We start from the raw sequence: 17,971 nt of genomic DNA, 5'->3' as shown, positions 1-17,971 counted from the left end.
TGCCCACGATCGCCGATCGTGGACACGATCTCACTTGATCTACACTGACTCCGACACAACCATCACCACCATGCCTCACGCGCGCGCGAACGGGGAAACGGTCGGGCCGAGTCGCTTACGGTTGCTGGCACGCGTGATGCTGATATCACTGTGCCTATACGGCGACGAGACAGCTTCGAATGGGAGACGACCATGAACATGATCAGAATAGCGAGCGGCGCGATAGCGATCGCCGCCAGCGTCTGCGCGTTTGCGCAAGGCGGAACCGATAAATCGACCACGCAGGCCCAGCCACGCGAGGAACCGGGAAAGGCCGGACAGCAGATGCAGGAAGAAGCCGGCAAGGGCGTTCATGGCAACGCGTCGGGCACCCTGATGGACAAGCGCGCGAAAGCGATGTCGCCCGAGGGAGCGTCGGCGTCGAGCGAGACAGCACCGATCAAGCAATGAGTTTCCTTATCGCTCAGCGCTGCTCCAACTCCAGATAAACCCGTTGCACGTTTTGCGGGTGCGCCACCGAATACAGTTTCCATGTACGAAAGCGCGGTGTTTGTGTGCGCTCCTTCGCGCTCACGAGTCCGTCGCCGGAAGCGTACGCGTGACGCACCGCCGCATCGAGTGCGCGCAGGTACTCGCCGGTCTCGCCGATGCGCGCAGGCGCGACCACCGGACCGAAGGCGGGCACCACCTTGGCGACGCCAGGCGTATTGTCGATCTGCTTGAGCGCAGCGAGCCAGCCGGGGATCGACTCGTTGCGAAGCTCGGGAATACGTCCGATGTTCACGAGCGCGCCGGCGAACAGCACGCCGGTTTGCACGTCGCGCACCGCAAGGTCGCCCGGCGTCGCGGCGGTGCCGAAGTAGAGCAGTTCGAGTTCGCGCCCGCCCACCTGGAGGCGCGTCGAATCGTCGACGGTGCGGTCCGGCACCGTCACGCGCGAGCCGGCCATTTCGTCCTCGCCCAGTGTGCGGCGCAGATTCTTCAAACAGATCGCGCAGCGTGCGGCGATCAATTCGGCGGTGCGGCGGTGCGCCAGAATCGGCACGCCCGCATCGCGAAACGCGGCCGCGCCGAACACGAATTCGGGCGCTTGATGGGTGAGGATCACCAACTCGATCGGCAAGGGCGTGACGCGATGAATCGCTTCGATCATCGCGCGGCCATAGCGGTACGACGAGCCGGTGTCGATCACCACCACGCCGCTCGGGCCCACCAGAAAGCCGTTATTCGCGACGATGCCATGATTGCGCGGCGCGACCGCGTCGCCGTTGCCGAGCATCGCGTAGACGCCCGGCGCGAGTTCGACCGGCTTCGGAGTGTCACGCCCCGTCGCGACCGCGGGCAGGACAGCGCTGCCCGATGCCGCCATCGCGGGCGACGCTTGCGTGGACGCTGCGTCGGCCTCGGCCGGCTGCGCGTGCGCGGTGCGCAACGGCAGGACCAGCATCAGCAACGCGAGCCATGTACCGGCGAGCGCTGCCGCCATGCACCGCGAGATGCGCTGGGTCGAAGCGGCGCGCGCGTGACGTGCCTCGCTCATCCGCTTCTTCGTCACATGTGCGCCGGCGCGGGCTGGGCCGCGACGCCTTGCGCCGGCACGCTGATCGCGCTTTCGAAGACGTGTTTTTGCGTGTCCTGTACGGCCGCCTTCAGTTCGCCGCTGCCGCGCGGCATGAAATAAAAGCGGAAGTTCGGATTCTCGCTGATCGAGAAATTCACGTTCGCGGTCATCACCGGCTTGCCCGCGTAGGTCACGTCGATCTTGCGAACGTAATAGGCGGACGCATACATGCGGGTGATCTGGTTCATCGCCATGCCGGTACGATTGGGATGGCTGATCATCAGCTGCGCGAGTTGCGGTTGGCCGGCGGGCGCGGCGCCCTCGGTGCGCAGACGCATCTTGCCGACATTCACCGCGGCGGCTTCGTCGTCCTTGCCGGCCGGCGCCGAACAGCCGCCCGACGCCTTGACGAAACGCACCGCGCTATACAGGCGGCCGTCGTTGGTCTCCGCAATGGCGCGCATGAACGTGTAATCCTCCACACGTACACGCGTTTCGATGCTGGCGCGTCCCGACTCGGGCGTGAACTCGAACCATCCCGCGTAGGGTTCGGGGTTCTGGTCAATGAACAGATAAATCTTGCGGATGTAGCGCGTGGGCGTTTGCGGGAATTGCGCGGTGATCGAGATCGGCACGATCGCGGCGTCGGCGGCGCGCTTCGGCGCGTCGAGCTTGATGACCGCATCGCCGTGGGCGTCGATCGGCCGGTCCTGGAAGGTGCCCGCGCGGAAATCCAGCCAACTGGCCACCTTGTTGGGGTCGTCGTCGGGCGAGGACTGCGCCGCCTGGGTCACGTGGCCCATCGTCAGCATGCTGACGAGCGCGAATCCTGCGGCCCATGTCACCGCGTGAGGTTTCATGGCTTGCATCTGTCGTCTCCTTCATTCGCGGCGCGGGCACGGCATGCGCGCGGCGCTCATGGGTCCTGCTACTGCTACTGCTCCCACTCGAGTTCGGCATACGCCGCCGTCACATTGCGGCGGTGATAGACATCGACCAGCCGCCACCGGCCGCGCTGATCGACGCCGATCGTATCGACGGCCTGCTGCATGGTCTGGCCGGCACGGATTGCCGCGCGGACATCGCGCGCGAGGCGAGCCAGATAGTCGCGTTCGGCATCCAGCGCCTGGGGCCATTGAACGCGCAGGGGACCGTGCCCCGGCACCACACGCCGCACGCCCGGCAGTGCGCGGATTGTCGCGAGGTCGTCGAGCCAGCCGAGCACGCTGCCGTCGATCACCGGCAGACAGCCCGCAAACAGCAGATCGGCGAGCCACAGCGTGCCTGTTCTTTTATCGTAGACGGTCAGATCGTTGTTCGTATGGGCAGTTTTCCACGTGCGCAACGTCAGGACGCGCGAGCCGAGGTCGAGATCGAGCGTGTCGTGAACCGGCAGCGTGGGCGGAATCACGCGGCTGCCGGCGGCGACGTCGCCCAGTTCGCGCGTCAGCACGCGCAGATAGTTTGCCGCGTGCGACATCTCCGCTTCCGCCAGTTTGTCGCTGCCGACGAATTGCGGATGATCGTCGACGAACGCGGCGTTGCCGAGAATGTGGTCGGGATGCATGTGGGTATTGATCACATAACACACCGGCAGCGGCGTGACGGCGCGAATCGCGGCGCGCAGCGCGCGGCCCTCGGCGGCGGTGCCGCCGGTATCGATTACCGCGACGCAGCGTGTGCCGATCACGAAGCCGACGTTGGCGATGTCGCCGCCGTTCTGACGCGTCGCAACATCGTCGTGGCCGCGGTGGGCGTAGAGCCCCGGCGCCAGTTGCGTGACGCTCAACACGGCCGGCTGGGATACGGCCTTGGCCGTGGATGGCGCCGCATCCGCTGACGGCGTTGCTGCGGCGCACAGCAACGCGGCGCATAACCCTGCGATGAGCGCGCGGATCTCCGGGCGGATCAAGCCGTTTATTTCCGCGACCATAAGGAACCGGAGATGGGATGCACTGCGGTCTTCACCGTAAGTTGATAAAGAAGTGAGGCTCGGCGAAATCATAGCGCGGGCTTCCGCGAATAACCTAGCGACTTCCCGTGGCTTGCTGTAACGAAAGGCTGACACTTTGCTCACTGTCACCTTCCACGGCCGCCCGTCATGCGTATCCGTGCGTCGTGCCGCCAGAAACAAAAACGCCGTAACGCCACGACTTCGCGCCGATATAGCGGCATATGTGCCGGTCGCGCACTCGATCGCGCGCCCTGGGCATTGTCCTTGCATTCAGCCGTCTTTTCGACCAGCGATTTATCCCTGCAACCAGCCAAGGAGCTTACCCATGAGTACCGATCTGACATTCCGCGCGGGCGAAGCGACCGTGTTCGCCGCCGACGGCCAGGCGACCGACGCCATGCCGGAGATCCTGATCGGCCGCGTCGACGGCCCGGTCGGTCACGCGTTCGCCGGCATGATGGCGCAAAGCAAGGGGCACACGGCGATGTTCGCGATTCGCGCGTGCAATCAGATGGTGCGGCCCGCGACCATCATCGTCCCGAAGGTCACGCTGAAGGACATGGCGACCATCGATCTGTTCGGCGGAGTCGTGCAGTCCGCCACTGCCGACGCGGTGGTCGATTGTTTGATCGAGGGTATTCTGCCCAAGGACCAGGCCAACGACCTGTGCATCATCAGCCTCGTATGGATCGACCCGCGTTGCGTGAGCGACCCCAACCTCGACAAGAAGGACATGTACCGCACCAACTACGAGGCGACGAAGCTCGCGATCCAGCGCGCGATGAACAACGAGCCGAGCGTCGAGACGCTGATCGCCAATCGCCACAGCATCAAACACGATATGGATGACTGGAGTTGAGCGGCGGCGAGCCGACTTGTGAATGCTCGATGAAAGCCGCCATTCGATAACGCAAACGCTATCGGCCCATCCGGTTTCGACATTGAAGCCGGAGCGTTTCCATTCGTACACTTTCCGTTCAGTCACCCACGACCAAAAAATGGCCGCGCGAGGCCATCTGAACGGAGACGCGATTTGGACAAGGACATCATCACCGCATCGGCCGCCGCAACGCGGCCCGCGCGCCTCAATTACCGCTGGCATGTGCTGATCTGGCTGCTGCTTGGCGGGATCATCAACTATCTGGACCGCGCGAGCCTGTCGATCGCCGCGCCCGGAATGATTCAGGAACTCGGGCTCACGCGCACGCAGATCGGCTTGCTCGGCAGCGTGTTCGCATGGACTTACGCGGTGATGCAGTTGCCGGCCGGATGGGTGATCGACCGCTTCGGCGCGAAGCGGGCGTACGCGCTCGGCATGATCTGGTGGAGCGTGGCGACCTGGTTGACGGGCGTGGTCGGTTCGATCTCGGGGTTAGTGGTGATGCGTGCGTTGCTCGCGGTGGGCGAGGCGCCGTGCTGGCCGACCTCGGCGAAAATCACCGCTGCATGGTTCCCGGCCAAGGAGCGCGGTTTCGCGACCGGCGTGTGGGACTCGTCGTCGAAATGGGGACCGGCGCTCGCGCCGGCCATGCTCGTCGCATTGATGATCGCATTCGGCTGGCGCTCGCTGTTTCATGTGACGGGTGCGTTTGGCATCGGCTTTGCGCTGCTGTTTCTGCTGCTTTATCGCAACCCGGTCGACAGCAAACGCTTGTCGAAGGAAGAACTCGACTATATCGAGGCGGGCGGCGGCGGCCGTGAACGATCGCTCGCGACGTCGTCGCTCAAGTGGCGCTCGCTGTTCACTCGCCGCAGCGTGTGGGGGATGATTCTCGGCTACTTCTGCACGATCTGGCTGTGGAATATTTTCCTCGTGTTTTTACCGTTGTATTTGCTCGACCGCTTTCATATCTCGTTCGCGCAACTCGGCGTGTACGCGGGTATTCCTTGGGTCGGCGGCGCGTTGGGTGAAATCGCGGTGGGCTATCTGGCGAAGAAGATCGTCGATCGGGAACTCGCGTCGCCCATCGGCGCGAAGCGGCTGTTGATCGCGTGCTGCGCGGCGGGCGCCGCCGTTTGCGCGATTGCCATACCGTTTACGCATGCGCTGAGTGTGACGCTCGTGTTGTTTACCATCGGCCTTGCTTTCATTGCCGCGGTGATTGGTTCGGCCTGGGCGCTCGCGGCGGATATTGCGCCTTCGTCGATGATTGCGTCGGTGAGCGCGATTCAGAACTTCGGCGGTTATTTCGGCGGGGCCTTCTCGCCTGTTGTCGCGGGTTTTATTGTCGACCGGACGGGATCGTATGCGCTCGCGTTTATTTCAGGTGGCGCTATCGCGGGGTGTGCGGCGCTGTTCTACTGGTTCATGGCTCGGCAACCGATCAGGGACGATGCCGCTGCGTAGAGCGGCAAATCGCGCTTGCGTTATTATCGAATGCCTTAGGAGACAGGCTCAACTTTCGATCGCCGGCGTGCGATAACCGCGATGAAGCAACGAGACAATGTTCTGAAACGCGCTGATTGGGTGCATCGGGCTGAACCGATGGAAGGGATCGAACGCATCGAAGCTTTCTTCGAAGGCAAGGCTTATGCGCTGCATCGGCACGATACCTACGCGATCGGCCGCACGCTGGCCGGCGTGCAAACGTTCAACTACCGGCGCGGCATGCGCCACAGCTTGCCCGGCCATACGATGGTGCTTCATCCCGACGAACCGCACGACGGCCAGGCCGGCACGGGTGAAGGCTTTCATTACCGGATGGTTTATATCGAGCCGGCGCTGTTTCAGGACGTCCTCGGCGGCCGGGCGCTGCCGTTCATCGAGGGCGGCGTGACGACGGACGTCCGTTTGTCGATGGCGACCGAGACCCTGCTGCAGCAACCGTCCCATCGCATCGAGCCGCTCGAACGACACGACGCGCTCGCTGAACTGGCGCTTGCGCTCGCGGCGGTGTCCCGCACGCCGTCGCCGCGCGCCGGCGGAGATTTCGCCAGTGCTCGACTCGCGCGCGACTATCTGCATGCGCACTCGCAACGGGTCGTCACGCTGGAGGAAATCGAAACAGCAACCGGACGGGACCGCTGGAGCCTGTCGCGCGATTTTCGAACGTTCTATGGCACGAGCCCTTACCGCTACCTGACCATGCGCCGGCTCGATGCCGCGCGAGCGATGATGCTGCGTGGCGTCACGCTAGCCGACGTGGCCGCGGCCGTCGGCTTCGCCGACCAGAGCCACATGACGCGGCACTTCACGAAGACATACGGCATGCCTCCGGCTCGCTGGCTGCAAATCGCGAAAGGCGTGCGTTAGCGCCGAGCCGGTACGCACGATCGTTCAAGACGGGCTTCGCTGCGAGTCGTATTCTCTGCTTCATGTTCAACAGCAGACGGAGCAGATCATGACGCAGATAATCGGACCCGCGCCCGCGTCGCGTGGTCAGGGCGAGGCAATCAATCTGATCGGGAAGATCGGCCTGATCGACGGTCATTGGCAGCCACGCGTGGTTGCCGAAATGAACGACTATCAGTTCAAGGTGGTGAAGATCGAAGGCGATTTCCTCTGGCATCGGCACGCTGAAACCGATGAAACTTTTATCGTGCTCGCGGGCGAATTGCGGATCGACTTTCGCGACGGTTCCATCCTGCTGCGCGCGGGCGAACTGGCGGTGGTGCCGAAGGGCGTCGAACATAAGCCGTATGCGGAGTCGGAGGTCAAGCTTTTGCTTATCGAGCCGCGGGGTGTTGTCAATACTGGGGATGCGGCGAGCGATCGGACGGTGATGAATGATGTGTGGGTTTGATGTGGTGCCGGCGAGGGGGGGGTAGCGGGCGAGTTTCGTAGGGCGCGGCGGCGGCTCGCGCTCAGGAATGTGGGGCTCGCGGGGCAAGCATCTAAAGACGGTGGGCGAACGATCGGGGTTGGCCGGACCAGGGCTGAAGCGAGTCCGATTGTTTGTTGATCGTGGCGAATAGGGCGATTGGGGGAAACGATCCACAAGGAACGGTCGAGGCAGAGGGAAGCGGACGTTCCTCTCTTCACCAACAATGTCTCAATCGCGATATGAGGCTTCTTCCATCCTTGGCGTGTCGGTATCAGCGATAGCAGCCCGAATGTGCGGTATTTCTTATTTGATACAATGTACCCTTGTTGACATCATGATGTCAACAAGGGTACATTGCTCAGAATGGCATTTACCTCGGAGGCCCTTTGATCGCAGTTACCGGCGCTACTGGCCAACTGGGCAAACTCGTTATCGACGCTCTTCTGAAGACCGTTCCCGCAGCGGAAATCGTTGCCGTCGTTCGCAGTCCCGCCAGGGCCGATGTCTTGAAAGCCAACGGTGTAACGGTCCGTCAGGGAGACTATGACAACGCGCAGTGCCTCGAGCGGGCCTTTGCCGGCGTGGACAAGCTGCTTCTGATCTCATCCGCCGACACCGGCGAGCGTGTGCATCAGCACCGCAACGTGATTGATGCCACAAATAAGGACAAGGTCGGCCTGATCGCCTATACAAGCTTGCTGCATGCCGACAGTTCGCCGCTCGGCCTTGCCGCTGCGCACAGGGAAACAGAGGCGATGCTCAAGGCAAGCGGTTTGCCATATGTGCTGCTCCGCAACGGCTGGTACACGGAAAACTACCTGGCGTCGCTCTCGTCGGCCCTTCAGCGCAATGCCTTCATCGGCTGCGCCGGCAACGGCCGGATCGCCTCGGCGACCCGTCGCGATTATGCCGAGGCCGCGGCCGCGGTTCTCACATCGGCGGGACAGGCTGGAAAGGTCTACGAACTGGCGGGGGACGAGCCCTACACGCTAGCTGAGCTTGCTGCCGAAGTGGCGCGCCAGACCGGCGGATCCATCGGCTATACGAATTTGCCCGAAGGGGAGTTTCGCGCGGCCCTGATCAGGGCCGGTCTGGCCGAACCGGTAGCCAATAAGCTCGTGGAATACGATGTCGCCGCCTCAAAAGGCGCCCTGCATGATGACAGCCACAGCTTGAGCCGTCTGATCGGCCGCTCCACCACATCGCTATACGATGCCGTAGCTCAAGCCCTGAAAGGCTGAAGGCGGTTTTTATGAAATTGAGATGCTTTTCGTAAAAGGATAGGCAAATGCGGGCTGCAGTCGTTCATGCATTTGGATCGCCACCCGTCTTCGGCCATTACGACGAACCAGAGGCGGGTGAGGGTGAGACGGTCGTCAATGTGAGTGTCGCACCGCTTAGCCCGATCGTGAAAAGTCTCGCCGCCGGCAAGCACTACGCCAGTGGTGCCGCGGCCGGTTTTGTGCCGGGGATCGATGGCGTCGGGACCGACGCTGCCGGTCGGCGGGTGTACTTCCTGTTTCCAAAGCCGCCGTTCGGATCCATGGCGGAGAAAACGCTCGTTGCGACGAGTTCCGTCGTTCCCGTGCCCGAGGGCGTCGCCGACGAGCGCGCGGCGGCCGTCGTGACCGCAGGGCTCTCCTCCTGGGTTGCGCTCAGAAGCCGCGCCGAATTTCAAGCAGGCGAAACTGTGCTGATCAATGGGGCAACGGGTTCCGCCGGCGCACTCGCCGTCCAGATCGCGACAAATCTCGGGGCGAGCCGGATTATTGCCACTGGTCGCAACGAGACCAAGCTGGCCTCACTGCCCGAGGCAGTCGATAAGATCCCTCTGGACCAGAATGCGGATGAGGCGCTGCGTCGCGCCTTTTTGGAGGGGGTCGATGTGGTGCTGGACTACCTTTGGGGTGAACCGGCCACTCGCATAATCGCTGCTGCGACGGCCAATCGCGGCTCAAGTGCCGGAGAGCCACGGCTTCGCTACGTCCAGATTGGTTCGATCGCGGGAGAGTCGATTGCGATCAGCGCTCACAGCCTGCGTAGTTCAGGACTGGAGATTCTCGGATGTGGCATCGGAAGCCTCTCGATGAACGAGCTGGTTGCAGGCGCTGGCGAGTTGCTTGCCGCGATACCGGAGGCTGGTTTTGACACGCCGGTTAGAACGTTGCCGCTTTCGGCTGTCGCTGAAGCGTGGGAAGACGGCGCGGACGATTACCGGCTCGTACTGCGTGCCTGAAACCGCCAACCGCGCCCCATTCTTCGGGACGCGATGGCGGTCACCACCGCGCGCGCCAGCGTTGTCGTCAAGGCAGCGAACTGGCCAGTCGCGCCGGTCTAGCGCCTGCCTACATCCGCTTCGCGGCCGTACGCGCCGCTGGGCTCAGCTTTCTCCTCCCGCACCTTCATCTCCTTCGAGTCTCTTCCGCAAGGCCGTCATGACACGGCCGGCGATTTCGATGTCTTCGAAGGTGAATTCGTCCGCGAGTGCGTTCACCTGAGGGTCGTACAGGCTGATGGCGGCGTCGTATGTCCGCTGTCCCTTGTCGGTTAGCACGACGAGTTGCGCGCGGCGGTGATGCGGATTGGGCTCGAAGCTGATAAGCCCTTCCTTACCCAGATCGTTGACGATGCGCTGCACGTTCTGGCGATTGGCGCCGAGATCGCGTGCGAGCCAAGCCACCGGCTGGGGGCGATCCGCCGCCACAATGGCGCCGAGAATCTGCCAGCGGGCGCTTGTTAGTCCAAGAGGAGCGACAAGGCGGTCGCCCCACGCCAATGTAAGATTATTGGCCCGAAACATGCCGAGGATGAGGTCAGTCAGAGCCGTTCCCGCCCGGGTTCGCTTGGTTTTTTTCATTTGGTTACCAGAAATCCAATATGAATCAAAGTTTACCAATTGACAACATGGTGTCAACATAGGAAGCTTCGTATCGTTATCCACTCATCTTCCGGAGTCCAATCATGCCATCCATCCGCCCTCTGGATGCTGCCTTTCCGCTTGAGCGTCAGATCGCCCTCGACGTCTCCCCCGTCATCCTGGTGAATGTGTTCACGTTGGACAGAAGCGACGAGCAGGTATTCCTCCAGGCTTGGCGAGACGACGCGGGGTTCATGAAGCAGCAACCGGGTTTCATTTCGACCCAGCTTCACCGGGCGATCGGCGATAGCCCGGCCTATCTCAACTATGCCGTCTGGGAGACGACCTCCCATTTCCGGGCAGCGTTTACACATCCGGAGTTTCGGGCAAAGCTCTCGACGTATCCGTCCTCGACCGTTGCCAGTCCGCATCTGTTCCAGAAAGTTGCAGTGTCGGGCATCTGCGTCGCATAGCGAAAACAGGTTTGCGGAAAAGGAAGGACACCATGCTCAAAATGATTCATCCAGTTGCCGGCATGCTCGCGATTCTCACGATTGCGGCGTTCTGGATGTCAACGGTTCTTGCGGAACTGTTCGCGTCTCACGCGACCGTTGCTGTAGTCAAGGCGGCCATATGCTGGGGCTTCACGCTACTTGTTCCGGCGCTCGCAGCAACGGGAGGCTCAGGGTTCGCTTCCGCCAGGGGACGGCGACCGATGCTGGTCGACGCGAAGATCAGGCGCACACAGCTGATCGCCGCCAACGGCATTCTGGTGCTCATGCCCGCGGCCTTTTTCCTCGCGGCCAAGGCGAAGGGGGGCGAGTTCGATGCTGTCTTCTATAGCGTTCAGGCTCTCGAGCTTTTTGCGGGAGCTGCAAATATCGCATTGCTCGGCTTGAACATGCGCGATGGTCTGCGAATGAAAGGTCGGTTTCGCCGACGACCAGCGTAAACACGCAAACAGCGATGGAGCGACTTTGGTTGTCAGCGATCCGCGCAGGCGTGTGGAATCGGTGAGATTGGGCGGTCACCGCTCTGTCGCCGATTCGCGGCACGCGACCGACCCGTTGCTGCCTCTCAATTAAAAGTGGCGGGCGTCCGCTTGCCGGCTCGAATGAATCGGTCAGCGATAAAGTAATGTCCTGCTCAATTCTCACGGTCACACACAAACCGCAAGTCGCGATCTTTGCAGACCCTCGACCCCGATACGAAATTCGACGAGACGATAGTCGAACACGTCTTCAACGCCTTAAAGGCCGGACGGCACCGCAAACTGTACGAGAAAGAATTCGACATGCTGCGATGCCGCCGACGCCTACTTGACTTCGAACGTGTAATCGCCGTGGCTGCGATGCCCGTCCGAAGCGACTGCCACCCAGTGCACGATATAGCGCCCGGTCTGCAGAGGAGGCAGTGCAACGGTGATCGCTTCTGGCTGATGCGGGTCGACCAGGGACTTATCGGCGTTGACCTGCTTTCCTGCGGCATTGGTGATCGTGAGCGATGAAAATGCCGGCTCCAGCGGCCCGTCGAAGATGATTTTCACCCCCGACGGTGCAGCAACGCTCGCGCCGGCTCCCGGTTCCTGTTTCTGCGGAAATACGTGTGCAAACGCGGTGTCGGCGAAAACAAGGCCGGCGAAGAAGCCGGCCATGCCCACGATGGCCTGTCTCCGGGTGCTTCGATTCCGGTTCATCGTGGACTCCTTCATCACTGGAACAGCGGTTTGCCGAGTGTTCTCGGCGCGACATCATCGAGGAAGATGTGGGCCTGTACGAGAATGCCCACGTGCGAGCCGCTCGCGCGGTTCACTGGGATCTGCGCTTCGACGCCGAATTGACCGTAGCGGTTGACCCAGATGAAACCAGGGTTGACCGTGCCAGTTGTCTGCCCCTGGCTTCTCGACAACGGAACCTCGACTATCGGAATGATATTCGCAAGCGGTTGCGGCAAACCCAGGTCACGTACATGCTGCTGCAGGTACGGCAGGCTGTACTGGAACGTGAAGCCGTAGTTGAAGGCGTTAGGCTGTCCCGCGCCCGTGGTGAGGGCGGGTGCGGCTTCGGCGGTAAGCGCGATAGGACGCAGGTAGGCCAGCGAATCAGGCAGGTCTCCCATGCCCTTGCCGACATAAACGGTCGGCGAAATGGTCGAGAAGTTGTCGGCAATCGCGCGGCTTCCCGTGCCGCCAAATTCGGCATTGACGCCGACAGACGTCATGAACTCGTGCGCCTCGTTGACGTACAACAGGTACTTCAGGCCGAGACCGAAGTTGTTGAAACCACGGGCGGTCGGGTTGTTTTGCATCTCATAGGAGCCGGTGACCGAGAGGGCCAGCCTTGGTGTGATCAGCTTGTCGTACTCGAAATCAAAGGTATTGATACTCTGATCGCCATCGTCACCGGGCACGCGCTGGTGGCCGTATACAAGGTTGGCTTCGTCGCCTACGCCGGGATCATCCACCGCCATGGTGGCCGGAAAGACGCGGTCGCCCGCAATCGCATGAGCAGATGCGAGCGAGGGGAATAGCAGAAGTGAACTGATGGCAGCCGAAAGGATGGCCGCCGCGAACAGCGGTTTACCGCCGCGCCTTGAAATGGTGTGCATGATTCATTCCTGTTTGAAGTCGTCGTCAGGCCGCCGCCTGTCTGGTGACAGGCGCGCGACACACTGCGATGCGGCTAATGCATCGCGTCGCTAAGACTTGATTCAGAATGACGCTGGCGGGGCGCGGGGCTGGGCAGCGACGAATGGCAGGACGCGCCGGATGCTATCGAACCGGGTTGCAATGCGATGCTGGATTGCCCAGACCACAACGGCAAACGCGACTTGAACGCCTGGCAACGCTGGCATGTGCGCAAGCAGGTTGCAGTATCCGCAGGCCTGCAAGTGGGACGCCAGCGAGTGGGAAGCACCATGGCTATCCGGCGCGTCGTCTGGCGACGATTGCGCGGAGCAAAGCGTGGCGGAAAAAAGAGCCGTCCCATCGCGGCTCGCGGCGAGCGTCTGGGACACGGTCGGCGCGAATGTCGCCATCAGGATCGCCAGCAATCCCAGAAGGCTGCCAATCTTCAGGTGGAAACGCGCGAGCATGGGTCGGGCCGGTTGGGGCGACGCTGTCGTCATGGTGCGCGATTATGGCACCCAGCGTATAAGGCGCGTATGGGGTACATCACATTTGTTGATGGGACGATTCCGCGAGATCAATATCCTGGCGACATGCCGTCGAGACGTACGTCAGCGTTGCCACGCAATGCTCACCGATATCGCCTGCCGGCTACCTCGTCTGATTTTCTCGCATCTGGGAAAGCAATCGGCCGCACCGATCGAGGTCCGGCCCGGGCATTGGCCGTTCGACATCGACCGGACCGACCAGTAGTTCCGCGCAAAGGATCGCGCTCGCCGGCATCGCGAGTGACTGGGGATGTCACAGATCCGCTTCTGTTTGGTTTACCACTGTCGCGCGGAGCCAGACGTTCGACAATGGCCACGGTGCGTTGACGTCCCGCCCGACGAGGCGAAGGCTCTTCTCGATCATTGCCGCTGCATTTCCGATCCGCTTCGTGAGCAGAAGCCAGTCTGGACCACTGCAGCGGTTTGCGCCGGTTCGCTGCCGACGTGCGGCGCCGCAAGTACGCCCGCGGCCGTGCCGTCAGAGAAGCGCGCGTTGTGCGTTTGAGCGTAGCGGTGGTCGCAGCCGGGGCCGACCTCCTGACAACCCTCCCACGGGTCGAACGTGTGGTCAATCCATGCGATTTTGCTGTTCTCGCTCATGACAGGGTTGCCCCTCAACAAGGGCCGCGAGACCTGGGTCGCCCTTTTCGCTGCTGTCGTGGCCACCTGACGGAGGTGTCTGCAGAATGAATCGACTTATTGGTCATCTCGTAGTCGCCGCAAGCTTCTGGTTTTTACCCGACCAGATAGCCACCTGGATGCCCTTCGAAAATGAAGTTACTGTTTACATGTTGTCTTGTGATGGAGAACAGGTAAACGGCATTTGCCGCGGCAACGAAAAGACCGACATCCCGATGACTTACAAGGTTCTGATTGATCAGAATTTCGTGTCGGCTCGGAGGATGAATGATATGAGCCGACCCCAGCGCTTCCCATACTGTCTTGTTGGCGATACGAAGAACTGGTGGTGTCAATGGTCAGAGGACGAAGTTCCAGACTCGCGGTTCGGAATGGTGGCTGGAAAATACGCTGAGATCACGACCTGTATGTCTATTACAACCACTCAGCTTTATCATCAGGTACCGATGTGGCGTTGGTGGATCGTATGGTTGCACGAGAATCTCGCCTGACCGAAGTCAGCCAACCCGGCGCCGACGCCCATGCGCCGCTACAACTGCCTCTCAATCGCAGCCTTATCGATAACCGACCAGACTTCCTGAATTTTCTCTCCGCGAAACTGATAGAAGACGTTTTCGGCGAACGCCACCCGTCTCCCTTGCACGGGAAGCCCGAGAAACGTACCGATCGGAGTACAGTCAAAATGCAATCGGCTTGCGATGTGCGGCGGCTCGCAAACGAGGAGCTGAATCTCGAAGCGTAGATCCGGAATTTCGCGGAAATCTCTTTCAAGCATCTCGCGATAGCCTGATAAGCCGATCCGTTGGCCGTTGTATTTCACGTTGTCGCCAACAAAGCGTCCCAGCTTCGACCAGTCCTGCGCGTTAAGGCAGGCAATATAGCCCCGATAGACTTCCGAAAGATTGGGTTCGCCCATCGCAAGCCCCCGTGCGTTAACGGATCAGCTAAGTGATAACGATCCGGGCCATGATGTCGAACGGCCGGCTCTGGCCGGATTTTACCTTTGATCGGCCAGCCGGATTTCAGCTCTTTCTGGATGTCTTCGCGACAAATGGCGTGGGTGTGTGCTGAACCTGCTGGCTGCCGCACTTCGGGCAAGCCGGATGAGCGGTTTCATGTTCAGCAAGATGCTCGGCATGTTCGAACATTTCACCGCACTTCTCGCACCTGTACTGGTAAGTCGGCATGGCATTCCTCCAACGAGAATCCCGCACGTCGTGCTGGCCAGATATTGCCGGCGACGGCCCGCAGCCAAGAATAATCCATTCTAGTGCAGGAACGCGCAGGAAACGCCCGCGGACGCGTCTCACGCCGCGCTCAGCGTATGCGCCGCAGGCAACGCCGATATTCCCGTTCACGACCTGTCGCCGCAATATCCATGAGCTGAACGGACCGTGCCCGCGTCTCACCTCACCTGCGCCGTCTAGCCCGCGCTAGTGGCCTCCGCCACAAAATCGGCGTACGTGCGCAAGGGCCGTCCGAGAATCGCCTGCAAGCGATCCACCGCGTCTTGCGCGCCATGCATCCCGAACTTCTGGATGCCGCCCATCATCAGACGCATGTCGTACGCCAGCCAGGCGGGACCCCACGAGGCCATCTGCGCCTCGAACGCCGCCACGTCATCGCCCCCATAAGTCACCTCGCGTCCCAGCGCGGAACTCCAGATCCGCGCCGCTGACGCGCCCGTCAATGCATCCGGGCCGACCAGTTCCAACGTGGTTCGCGCAAGCGGAGCCGAAGCCCGGTCACGGCGCAGGAGTTCCGCGACGGCAACGTCCGCAATGTCTCGCGTATCGACCATCGCGACGCCGGCGGAGCCGATCGGCATCGGATAGACGCCATGGTTTTGGATCACCTGCTGGACCATCTGCTCGTTCTGCATGAAATAGGCCGGACGCAGGATGGTCGCCGGAATATCGAGGCTCTCGATCATGCGCTCGACCGTGTGCTTGCTCGTGAAGTGCGGCACGTTCGTGTACTTGTCCGCATGGATCACCGACAGGTACACGATGCGCTCGATGCCGGCCTCGCGAGCCAGGTTCAGCGCTATAAGGCCTTGTGTCAATTCGTCGGGCGTGACGGCGTTCAGCAGGAATAGCGTTCGCACCGACGACAGCGCTGCGCGCATCGAGGGCACGTCCGTCAGGTCGCCGACCACTTCGGTGACGCCCGCGGGGAAGCTCCGCTTGCCCTGCTGGCGAACGAGCGCCTTGACCCCGGCGCCAGCGTCGGCCAGGCGTTGAACGATGAGAGAACCAATGGTGCCATTCGCACCGGTAACCAGAATGCTCATGTGAATCTCCAGAAAGGGATGGATTAGCGCGAGAAGTCCGCCACGACCTCGTCGCTGCGGGAGTCGTTTGCGCTCTCTATCGAGTTGCGGTAACGAGAAGATAAGCTGTTGCACTCTTAAAACGAAGACGTGAAAATGTAGACACCTTGTTTCAAAAGTGAAACACCATGGATCTGAACGCTCTGGCCGACTTCGCGCTTGTCGCAATACATGGAGGACTGGGAAAGGCAAGCCGTGCAAGTGGCAAGTCGAAGGCGACGCTGTCCCGGCGGATTGCCGATCTGGAAGAGCAACTCGGCGTGCGGCTCATCGAGCGCGGCGTCCGCGGGCTGAAACTCACGGAAGCCGGCGAGATGCTGATGGCTCGAACCGAAGGGCCGATGTACGAGGTGGCCGAAGCCATGACCGCGGCCAAGGAGGGACTGTCGGCGCCGCGCGGACGCTTGCGTGTCGCAGCGCCGATGCTGTTCTCGCAGCTGGCGATGGGGCGGATTTGCGCCGGGTTCTGTGCGGCCTACCCGGAGATCACGATCGAACTGGTGGCTGAGGATCGCCTCGTCGACCTCGTCGAGGAGCGGTTCGATGTCGCGATCCGGATCAACCCGAGCCCGGATAGCAGTCTGGTGGGCCGGTGCTTCGCCAAGGACCGGCTCGTTGTGGTGGCCGCGCCCTCGGTACCCATGCCCGACCCGGGCGCGGTCAGCGCGGTTCCCGGCATCGTGTTTTCGAACTTCGAACCCACCAACTGGATCCTCGATGACGGGCGCCTGGTTTTGCAACCCGTCCCAAGGCTCAGACTTTCCTCGTTCCTCATGATCCGCGACGCGGCTGTCGCGGGCGGAGGCGCTGCCCTGCTGCCACAGTCCATTGCATGGAGCCAGCTTAGTCGGGGGGAGTTGGTCCAGTGGGGCACGGTTTCGGGGGTGGAAGCCGCGCTATGGGTCTTGCACACCTCGCGGCGTCTTTCGTCGCCGAAGGTTCGCGCTTTTGTCGAGTTCATGTGCGATCAGTTCCCGGAAGCGTCGCTCGTGCTGAAGGGATAGAAGACAACCAACGTACAACGGCCATTCCCGCCATCGCGGATTGCGCATCGGCTCGCCCTGAATGATGCCGCACGCTGAGTTCCGGACGGAACGGAGCGATCATGCGGATCACATGCGCTTTGACGAGCCCATTCGTTGCCGCCCCGACGCCGAGGTCTCGATAAGCGGAATAGTCGCGCAGGCCGCCGGTCTTGAAGTCGGCCTCGGCGTCATGGCTGATAACGAAGCGCTGTGGCGCGTCGGGAAGTGGATGTTCCATGCGCTTCTCCCAAGGATCGTCAGAAGAGAATGAAACGGCGAATGGGTCCGAAAAGCAATCGGTAGCGTCACGCACGTAAAGCGCGCACGCCATGCCAACCTGCGAGCGCGGCACTGTAATGTTCTTGTGCCTGAATTAGTCCCAGCAAAGTACTCGATCGCCATTGGAGTCACCTCCGCAACTCGCATAAGCGGCCATCGCGAATCGGCCGAAGCTGCCGCTCGGCATCGCCACAAGCGGCGTCGCAGACGGGGGATTTGTCCGAAGGCGACTGTAAAAGACGTCTTCCAATAAACCTATACTGGGTCATGAAATATAGGCGACGGAAATTAAATTATCCGTAGCAAATCCCATAAATACAAGCATCTATATTTTTAATACAAAAAGGAGGAGACCAGCAATTCGCGTTATTTAGATTATCACCAGC

22 protein-coding genes and 1 pseudogene are annotated in these 17,971 nt (G+C 61.5%); 11 read left to right on the top strand and 12 right to left on the bottom strand.

All coding sequences use genetic code 11. The features are described from left to right. Positions 1-192 precede the first annotated feature (192 nt). Positions 193-450 carry a hypothetical protein gene (locus tag ACTJLC_RS26065; RefSeq protein ID WP_073430409.1) on the top strand — a complete coding sequence of 86 codons (258 nt, stop codon included), beginning with the start codon at positions 193-195 and terminating at the stop codon, positions 448-450. 13 nt (positions 451-463) lie between these two features. On the opposite strand, the gene ACTJLC_RS26060 is transcribed toward ACTJLC_RS26065, so the two are convergent. The 3 genes from ACTJLC_RS26060 to ACTJLC_RS26050 form a co-directional block, all read right to left on the bottom strand. Then, a complete protein-coding gene (locus tag ACTJLC_RS26060; RefSeq protein ID WP_310129584.1) occupies positions 464-1,540 on the bottom strand; it encodes an MBL fold metallo-hydrolase in 1,077 nt (358 codons plus the stop codon). Positions 1,541-1,551: 11 nt separating this feature from the next. Further along, entirely contained in the window at positions 1,552-2,430 is an 879-nt protein-coding gene (locus ACTJLC_RS26055) for a quinoprotein dehydrogenase-associated SoxYZ-like carrier (RefSeq protein WP_235004902.1), read from the bottom strand. A 65-nt stretch (positions 2,431-2,495) separates the two neighbouring features. Further along, complete coding sequence (locus tag ACTJLC_RS26050; RefSeq protein ID WP_244143187.1) at positions 2,496-3,473, bottom strand: quinoprotein relay system zinc metallohydrolase 2; 978 nt, start codon at positions 3,471-3,473, stop codon at positions 2,496-2,498. A 367-nt stretch (positions 3,474-3,840) separates the two neighbouring features. Between ACTJLC_RS26050 and fae the strand changes: the two genes are divergently transcribed. The 6 genes from fae (at position 3,841) to ACTJLC_RS26020 (ending at position 9,515) form a co-directional block, all read left to right on the top strand. Beyond that, positions 3,841-4,374 (top strand): formaldehyde-activating enzyme, encoded by a 534-nt coding sequence (fae, locus tag ACTJLC_RS26045; protein ID WP_154872163.1) that lies wholly within the window; start codon positions 3,841-3,843, stop codon positions 4,372-4,374. A 174-nt stretch (positions 4,375-4,548) separates the two neighbouring features. After that, entirely contained in the window at positions 4,549-5,862 is a 1,314-nt protein-coding gene (locus ACTJLC_RS26040) for an MFS transporter (protein ID WP_154872162.1), read from the top strand. A gap of 81 nt (positions 5,863-5,943) precedes the next feature. Continuing rightward, positions 5,944-6,768, top strand: a complete 825-nt coding sequence (locus ACTJLC_RS26035) for an AraC family transcriptional regulator (RefSeq protein ID WP_374710268.1) — start codon at positions 5,944-5,946, stop codon at positions 6,766-6,768. An 88-nt stretch (positions 6,769-6,856) separates the two neighbouring features. After that, complete coding sequence (locus tag ACTJLC_RS26030) at positions 6,857-7,258, top strand: cupin domain-containing protein (protein WP_073430405.1); 402 nt, start codon at positions 6,857-6,859, stop codon at positions 7,256-7,258. 407 nt (positions 7,259-7,665) lie between these two features. Next, positions 7,666-8,520 carry an SDR family oxidoreductase gene (locus ACTJLC_RS26025; protein WP_073430404.1) on the top strand — a complete coding sequence of 285 codons (855 nt, stop codon included), beginning with the start codon at positions 7,666-7,668 and terminating at the stop codon, positions 8,518-8,520. Between the two features lie 47 nt (positions 8,521-8,567). Beyond that, entirely contained in the window at positions 8,568-9,515 is a 948-nt protein-coding gene (locus ACTJLC_RS26020; RefSeq protein ID WP_073430403.1) for a quinone oxidoreductase family protein, read from the top strand. 144 nt (positions 9,516-9,659) lie between these two features. Here the strand turns inward: ACTJLC_RS26020 and ACTJLC_RS26015 are convergent, their stop codons facing one another. Then, a complete protein-coding gene (locus ACTJLC_RS26015; protein ID WP_073430402.1) occupies positions 9,660-10,136 on the bottom strand; it encodes a MarR family winged helix-turn-helix transcriptional regulator in 477 nt (158 codons plus the stop codon). Between the two features lie 104 nt (positions 10,137-10,240). On the opposite strand from ACTJLC_RS26015, the gene ACTJLC_RS26010 reads away from it, so the two are divergent. Then, complete coding sequence (locus tag ACTJLC_RS26010) at positions 10,241-10,609, top strand: antibiotic biosynthesis monooxygenase family protein (RefSeq protein WP_073430401.1); 369 nt, start codon at positions 10,241-10,243, stop codon at positions 10,607-10,609. Between the two features lie 32 nt (positions 10,610-10,641). After that, the gene (locus ACTJLC_RS26005; RefSeq protein WP_073430400.1) at positions 10,642-11,088 is read left to right on the top strand and encodes a hypothetical protein; all 447 of its coding nucleotides are present in this window, start codon (positions 10,642-10,644) and stop codon (positions 11,086-11,088) included. Positions 11,089-11,451: 363 nt separating this feature from the next. Here the strand turns inward: ACTJLC_RS26005 and ACTJLC_RS26000 are convergent, their stop codons facing one another. The 4 genes and pseudogenes from ACTJLC_RS26000 to ACTJLC_RS25985 all read right to left on the bottom strand — a co-directional run. Further along, positions 11,452-11,790: a copper resistance CopC family protein gene (locus ACTJLC_RS26000; RefSeq protein WP_227470623.1), complete on the bottom strand. Its 339-nt coding sequence runs from the start codon at positions 11,788-11,790 to the stop codon at positions 11,452-11,454. A 56-nt stretch (positions 11,791-11,846) separates the two neighbouring features. Then, positions 11,847-12,743 carry a hypothetical protein gene (locus ACTJLC_RS25995; protein ID WP_073430398.1) on the bottom strand — a complete coding sequence of 299 codons (897 nt, stop codon included), beginning with the start codon at positions 12,741-12,743 and terminating at the stop codon, positions 11,847-11,849. A 102-nt stretch (positions 12,744-12,845) separates the two neighbouring features. Further along, positions 12,846-13,229, bottom strand: a complete 384-nt coding sequence (locus tag ACTJLC_RS25990; RefSeq protein ID WP_083082686.1) for a DUF2946 domain-containing protein — start codon at positions 13,227-13,229, stop codon at positions 12,846-12,848. A 262-nt stretch (positions 13,230-13,491) separates the two neighbouring features. Then, positions 13,492-13,910, bottom strand: a pseudogene (locus ACTJLC_RS25985) (DUF5131 family protein); the annotation flags it as partial. Positions 13,911-13,996: 86 nt separating this feature from the next. On the opposite strand from ACTJLC_RS25985, the gene ACTJLC_RS25980 reads away from it, so the two are divergent. Further along, a complete protein-coding gene (locus tag ACTJLC_RS25980; protein WP_083082685.1) occupies positions 13,997-14,440 on the top strand; it encodes a hypothetical protein in 444 nt (147 codons plus the stop codon). Between the two features lie 38 nt (positions 14,441-14,478). Here the strand turns inward: ACTJLC_RS25980 and ACTJLC_RS25975 are convergent, their stop codons facing one another. The 3 genes from ACTJLC_RS25975 to ACTJLC_RS25965 form a co-directional block, all read right to left on the bottom strand. Then, positions 14,479-14,865: an ester cyclase gene (locus ACTJLC_RS25975; protein WP_114163876.1), complete on the bottom strand. Its 387-nt coding sequence runs from the start codon at positions 14,863-14,865 to the stop codon at positions 14,479-14,481. A gap of 106 nt (positions 14,866-14,971) precedes the next feature. Continuing rightward, positions 14,972-15,136: an FmdB family zinc ribbon protein gene (locus tag ACTJLC_RS25970; protein WP_073430801.1), complete on the bottom strand. Its 165-nt coding sequence runs from the start codon at positions 15,134-15,136 to the stop codon at positions 14,972-14,974. Positions 15,137-15,372: 236 nt separating this feature from the next. Then, the gene (locus ACTJLC_RS25965; RefSeq protein ID WP_310129571.1) at positions 15,373-16,242 is read right to left on the bottom strand and encodes an NmrA/HSCARG family protein; all 870 of its coding nucleotides are present in this window, start codon (positions 16,240-16,242) and stop codon (positions 15,373-15,375) included. 167 nt (positions 16,243-16,409) lie between these two features. On the opposite strand from ACTJLC_RS25965, the gene ACTJLC_RS25960 reads away from it, so the two are divergent. After that, positions 16,410-17,285 carry a LysR family transcriptional regulator gene (locus ACTJLC_RS25960; RefSeq protein ID WP_310129569.1) on the top strand — a complete coding sequence of 292 codons (876 nt, stop codon included), beginning with the start codon at positions 16,410-16,412 and terminating at the stop codon, positions 17,283-17,285. On the opposite strand, the gene ACTJLC_RS25955 is transcribed toward ACTJLC_RS25960, so the two are convergent. Continuing rightward, a complete protein-coding gene (locus ACTJLC_RS25955; RefSeq protein ID WP_310129568.1) occupies positions 17,239-17,544 on the bottom strand; it encodes a hypothetical protein in 306 nt (101 codons plus the stop codon). The genes ACTJLC_RS25960 and ACTJLC_RS25955 overlap by 47 nt on opposite strands. Between the last annotated feature and the right edge of the window lie 427 nt (positions 17,545-17,971).

This window comes from Paraburkholderia sp. 22099, from assembly GCF_052045835.1.
In the GTDB taxonomy this organism is placed as follows: Bacteria; Pseudomonadota; Gammaproteobacteria; order Burkholderiales; family Burkholderiaceae; genus Paraburkholderia; species Paraburkholderia terricola.
Note: the sequence above shows the minus strand (reverse complement) of the source record. Positions and strands in the feature narration are given on the sequence as shown.